General features: G+C 69.5%; 5 protein-coding genes and 1 pseudogene. 3 read left to right on the top strand and 3 right to left on the bottom strand.

Going from position 1 to position 4,758, the window contains the following annotated elements; genetic code table 11:
- A pseudogene (locus R6V09_RS46240) lies at positions 1 to 634 on the top strand (ATP-binding protein); the annotation flags it as partial.
- 86 nt (positions 635 to 720) lie between these two features.
- Here R6V09_RS46240 and nucS read toward each other — a convergent pair.
- The gene (gene nucS, locus R6V09_RS46235; RefSeq protein WP_317887471.1) at positions 721 to 1,392 is read right to left on the bottom strand and encodes an endonuclease NucS; all 672 of its coding nucleotides are present in this window, start codon (positions 1,390 to 1,392) and stop codon (positions 721 to 723) included.
- 308 nt (positions 1,393 to 1,700) lie between these two features.
- Here nucS and R6V09_RS46230 point away from each other — a divergent pair, with 308 nt between their 5' ends.
- A complete protein-coding gene (locus R6V09_RS46230; RefSeq protein ID WP_317887470.1) occupies positions 1,701 to 2,093 on the top strand; it encodes an SCO5389 family protein in 393 nt (130 codons plus the stop codon).
- Positions 2,094 to 2,174: 81 nt separating this feature from the next.
- Here R6V09_RS46230 and R6V09_RS46225 read toward each other — a convergent pair whose 3' ends face one another.
- Positions 2,175 to 3,203 carry an LLM class flavin-dependent oxidoreductase gene (locus tag R6V09_RS46225; protein WP_317887469.1) on the bottom strand — a complete coding sequence of 343 codons (1,029 nt, stop codon included), beginning with the start codon at positions 3,201 to 3,203 and terminating at the stop codon, positions 2,175 to 2,177.
- 221 nt (positions 3,204 to 3,424) lie between these two features.
- On the opposite strand from R6V09_RS46225, the gene R6V09_RS46220 reads away from it, so the two are divergent.
- Positions 3,425 to 3,757 carry an ATP/GTP-binding protein gene (locus tag R6V09_RS46220; protein ID WP_317887468.1) on the top strand — a complete coding sequence of 111 codons (333 nt, stop codon included), beginning with the start codon at positions 3,425 to 3,427 and terminating at the stop codon, positions 3,755 to 3,757.
- 13 nt (positions 3,758 to 3,770) lie between these two features.
- Here the strand turns inward: R6V09_RS46220 and R6V09_RS46215 are convergent, their stop codons facing one another.
- Positions 3,771 to 4,643: an ABC transporter permease gene (locus R6V09_RS46215; RefSeq protein WP_317887467.1), complete on the bottom strand. Its 873-nt coding sequence runs from the start codon at positions 4,641 to 4,643 to the stop codon at positions 3,771 to 3,773.
- Positions 4,644 to 4,758 lie beyond the last annotated feature (115 nt).

Below are 4,758 nucleotides of genomic sequence, written 5' to 3'. Positions count from 1 at the left end.
CACCCCGGCGCCCCACAACAAGGCGCGCGGCGGCCTGCGCGGCTACGCCCGGCGCAACCTCGTCGCGGCGGGCGCGGGCGCGCTGCTCGCCGCCGTCCTCGGCACCGTCGTGACCCTCGGCGCCACGTCCAACAACAACGCCGACAACCCGTCCGACAAGGTCGGCCCCAACCCGTCCGCGAGCCAGGGCAACTCCGACGACAGCCTCGGCGCCGACCCGGCGAAGAAGGGCGACAACGGCACCGGCACGGCCACCAGCAGCCCGACTGACCCGGGCCCCGACGGCACCTACGGCACATCGGACGACCCGACACCGCCGTCGAGCAGCACCCCTTCGGACAAGCCGAGCGGGACGAGCGGGTCGCACACGCCGTCGCCGTCCAAGTCCACGACGACGAAGCCTGCTTCGCCGAGTCCCAGCACATCGCACTCGCCGTCGTCTTCGCCGAGCACATCGCCGAGTACGTCCGAATCACCCTCGCCGTCGGTCACGCCGTCGGAGTCATCCACCGCCCCGTCCACGGGAACCTCGGCGAGCGGTGTCGCCTCCTCCAGCGCCCCCGTGGACACCACCAGTTCGGCCGCGTCCAGCAGCGCCGTGGACGCCCCGAGCGCTTCGGGTGCCGTGATCTGACACTCCGTACGACGCCGAAGGGCCGGCTCCGATGATCGGAACCGGCCCTTTTCGGCGTAGTGAAGTCAGTGTCTGTGAACGTCTGTTCAGAACAGGCGAAGTTTGTCGTCCTCGATGCCGCGCAGGGCGTCGTAGTCCAGGACCGCGCAGCCGATGCCGCGGTCGGTGGCGAGGACGCGGGCCTGCGGTTTGATCTCCTGGGCGGCGAAGATGCCACGGACCGGGGCGAGATGCGGATCGCGGTTCAACAGCTCCAGGTAGCGCGTGAGTTGCTCCACGCCGTCGATCTCGCCGCGCCGCTTGATCTCGATCGCGACGGTCTGGCCGTCCCCGTCCCGGCACAGGATGTCGACCGGTCCGATGGCCGTCATGTACTCGCGGCGGATCAGCGTGTAGCCGTCGCCGAGGGTGTCGATGCGGTCGGCCAGCAACTCCTGGAGGTGCGCTTCCACGCCGTCCTTGATCAGGCCGGGGTCCACGCCGAGTTCGTGCGAGGAGTCGTGGAGGATCTCCTCCATCGTGATGATGAGCTTCTCACCCGCCTTGTTGATGACGGTCCAGACGCCCTCGTCGTCCCCGGAACCCTCCTTCAGCGTGCAGGGCGGCGACATCCAGTTGAGGGGCTTGTAGGCCCGGTCGTCCGCGTGGATCGAGACGCTTCCGTCCGCCTTCACCAAGATCAGGCGAGGGGCGGAGGGGAGGTGGGCGGTGAGCCGGCCCGCGTAGTCCACGGAACACCGGGCAATGACGAGACGCATGGTCGGCAACGCTACTCGACGGGCGTGGGTGCACGCGATTCGCCCACCCGTCTCCCACCACCGCCCTCAAACGAGGCCCTGCGGGCCACCCCTGTTGTCCTGGAAGACCCGTGACGCCCCTTGTTCATTCATGGCCGATTGTGGGCCTATTGAGAGTTCCCTATGTACGCATTCTCCTGGTGCCGCCCCCCTCAGTTGCCTACCGTATAAACGGGAGGTCGCGAGACGTGTACGCAGCGTGTTCGTAATCGCGGACTCCCTTACCTGTCCGGCAACCCCCGCGAGTTGGGGGTGCGAGAGGAGAACCCATGTCGCTCGACGTCTCACCGGCCCTACTCGAAAAGGCCGAGCGAGGCGAGGTCGACGAAGCTGAATTCGTCGACTGCGTCCGGACCTCCCTGCCTTACGCATGGGAGATGATCAGCTCCCTGGTGGCTCAGCTGAAGGTCGACGGCGGTGCGTTCGCCGACAACCAGACGCCGCCGCCGGACGAGCAGGCACGCGGTCAGTTGCTGCGTGCGCTCGCGAGTGACGCGATACGCGGCGCGCTGCAGCGGCACTTCGGTGTACGCCTTGCCTTCCAGAACTGCCACCGGGTGGCGGTGTTCCCGCTGGACGGCTCGGTCGACGAGAAGCTGGCTCGCTTCACCTCGGTGCGCAGCCAACTGCTGAACCAGTCCCCGGAGTTCAGGGACTGCTGACGCGGCGGGTGGTGCACTGCTTGCCGCTCCCGTACGCGGGAGGTGCTTCTGTACTGGGGCGGCAAGCTCCCCGCGGTTCGCTCAGCCGAGGTGAGGGAGCACCTCGGCACCGAGCCGCCGTACGTTCTCCTCGGTCGCCGCCAGGTCCCCGGACCCCTCGACGAGCAGCGCGAAGCGGGAGATGCCGGTCCGCTCCGAGGTCGCCGCGAGCCGGTCGACACACAATCGCGGGGTGCCCACCGGGTGTAGTCCGCAAAGGAGTTCGGTGTACGCGAGCGGGTCGCGCATCCGCCGCTCGCGGTCGTCCACCGTCACATGGGCGTCCAGGCCCTGCTTCAACCAGCCCGGCATCGCCTTCACCAGGGCCTCCACGGCATCCGCGCGCTTGTCGGCGATCTGGCAGACACCGGCCGACACATGGGCCGCGCCGTGGATCTCCTCCGCCGGCCGCCCCGCCGCCCGCGCCAACTGCCGCCACAGGGCGACCATCTCGGCCTTCTCCTCGTCCCCGACATGCATGCCGAGCAGCATCGGCAGGCCCCGCTCGGCCGCCAGCCGCACGCTCGCGGGGGAGGTGCAGGCGACGACGACCTCGGGGCCGGGCACGTCCGACAGCGCCTCCGACGGCCTTGGTACGACGGGGACTTCACGGAACGCGTAGCGGTCGCCGGTGCCCGCTACCGACGGTTCGCGCAGCCAGCTCATCAGCAGATCCAGTGATTCCGGGAACCCCCGTTCGTACGCCGCGAGGCCCGCGCCGAACACCTCCAGGTCGACCCACGGCCCGCCGCGCCCCACGCCGAGCGAGAAGCGCCCCCCGCTCGTCACATGCAGCAGCGCGGCCTGCTCGCCGAGGGCGACCGGGTGGACGGTGGGCAGCACACTCACCGCGGTGCCGACGCGGATGCGCTGGGTGCGGCCCAGCAGCAACGCGGCCAGGGTGACCGCGGACGGGCATGTGCCGTAGGGCACGAAGTGGTGTTCGGCCAGCCAGGCCGTGTCGAGACCGGCCTCTTCCGCGATCTCCACCGAGCGGACCGCGCGGTGCAGAGCCTCCCCCTGGCCCTGCCCCGGGAACTGGGCCGCCAACACAAAACTTCCGACGCGCATGGCATTTCCTGCTTCCTTGGCTCCGCCACGGAGCTCCCCCACCGGGCATAACCGTCCGACACGTGCCTAGGACACGGCCTCGCGGAGAGATTTGCGGATTGTCTGCAGAATGTGCGGCCCCGAGGGGGACTTGTGTGGGTTGGTGCCCTTCGCATACCCCTGCGTGGGGCACGTAGGCTGGACACAGCCCGTGCCTCCTGTATAGCCCCGTGAGGTGTTCTGTGTCCCCGCGTCGCAACCGACCCAAGGAGTCCGGTTCCTCCGGCCCCAGCGCCGACGACGACCGCTCCGGCCGCTACGGCGGCTGGCAGTCCACGGAACACTGGCAGGGCGAGGAGTGGAGCGTGCGCCATGTCGCCGGGGCCAGCGCCGAGGGCAAGACGTACCGCTGCCCCGGCTGCGACCAGCAGATTCCCTCCGGCGTCCCGCACGTCGTGGCCTGGCCGGAGCACGCGGGCGTCGAGGACCGCCGCCACTGGCACAAGGCGTGCTGGAACGCGAAGGACCGCCGCACCACACGGGTGCAGCGGTCCAGGAACGCGCCGAAGTTCTAGTAGGTGTTCCTGCTCACACGTCCCGCTTCTCCAGCAGTGCGACGGCGCCCGCGAACGCGACGGCCGTCACGCCCACGATGATCCACAGCGGGTCCCAGCCCGAAGGGCCGGACTCGCTGAGGGAGTTGGAGTAGAAGACGCTCAGCTGGTTCGGGATCGAGTACTCGAACAGCGCCTGCCGTACGTCCTCCAGGGACTGCGAGAACATGAACAGGGCGACGACCAGCGGGGCGAGCACGGCGCCGATCATGATGGTGATCGCGCCCGCCGAGTGCCGGATGACCGAGCCGATGATCAGCGAGAGCAGCCCGAGCAGCGCGATGTAGAGCGAGACCCCGACGGTCCCCTTCAGCCACTCGCCGGCGGACGGGTTCTTCGCGCCGTTGCCCTCCAGCAGCGAGGCGTCCACGAAGGCGACGAACGACGTGGTCACCAGCGTGACCACGAAGGCGACCGCGAAGAACACGATCGCCTTCGCCGTGAGCACGCGGACCCGGCTCGGGCACGCCGTCATCGTCGTGCGGATCATGCCGGTGCCGTACTCGGAGGCCGTGGTCAGCACGCCGAGCGTGATGATGCACATGACGCCGAGCAGCAGTCCGAAGAAGCCGAAGGAGAGCGGGTTCTCGCCGTGCAGCTCGGACGAGGAGTTGCTGACCACGACGGCGGCGAGCAGCCCGATGCCGAGCACGAGGACCACGAACACCCCGAGCGTCCAGATCGTCGAACGCACCGACTTGATCTTCGTCCACTCGGAGGCCAGCGCATGCCCGAGATGCGTCCGCACCACCGGGATCGGCGAGGTGTACCCACCGTACGAAGGACCGGCCGCCGCCTGCCAGTTGGGCGCGGCTGCCTGCGGCATCGGGAGCTGGGGCGTACTCATCGGGAGTCCTCGGGCTTGGTCAGGTCGGCGGCGGGGGAGGGCTGCGCGGGCGTGGCTGCGGCAGGGGCGGCGTCCACGACCGGAGTGGCGGGAGCCGGTGCCGGGGCGGCCTGAG

It is taken from the genome of Streptomyces sp. W16 (assembly GCF_033194735.1).
In the GTDB taxonomy this organism is placed as follows: Bacteria; Actinomycetota; Actinomycetes; order Streptomycetales; family Streptomycetaceae; genus Streptomyces.
This window is presented reverse-complemented; position numbering and strand designations above follow the sequence as displayed.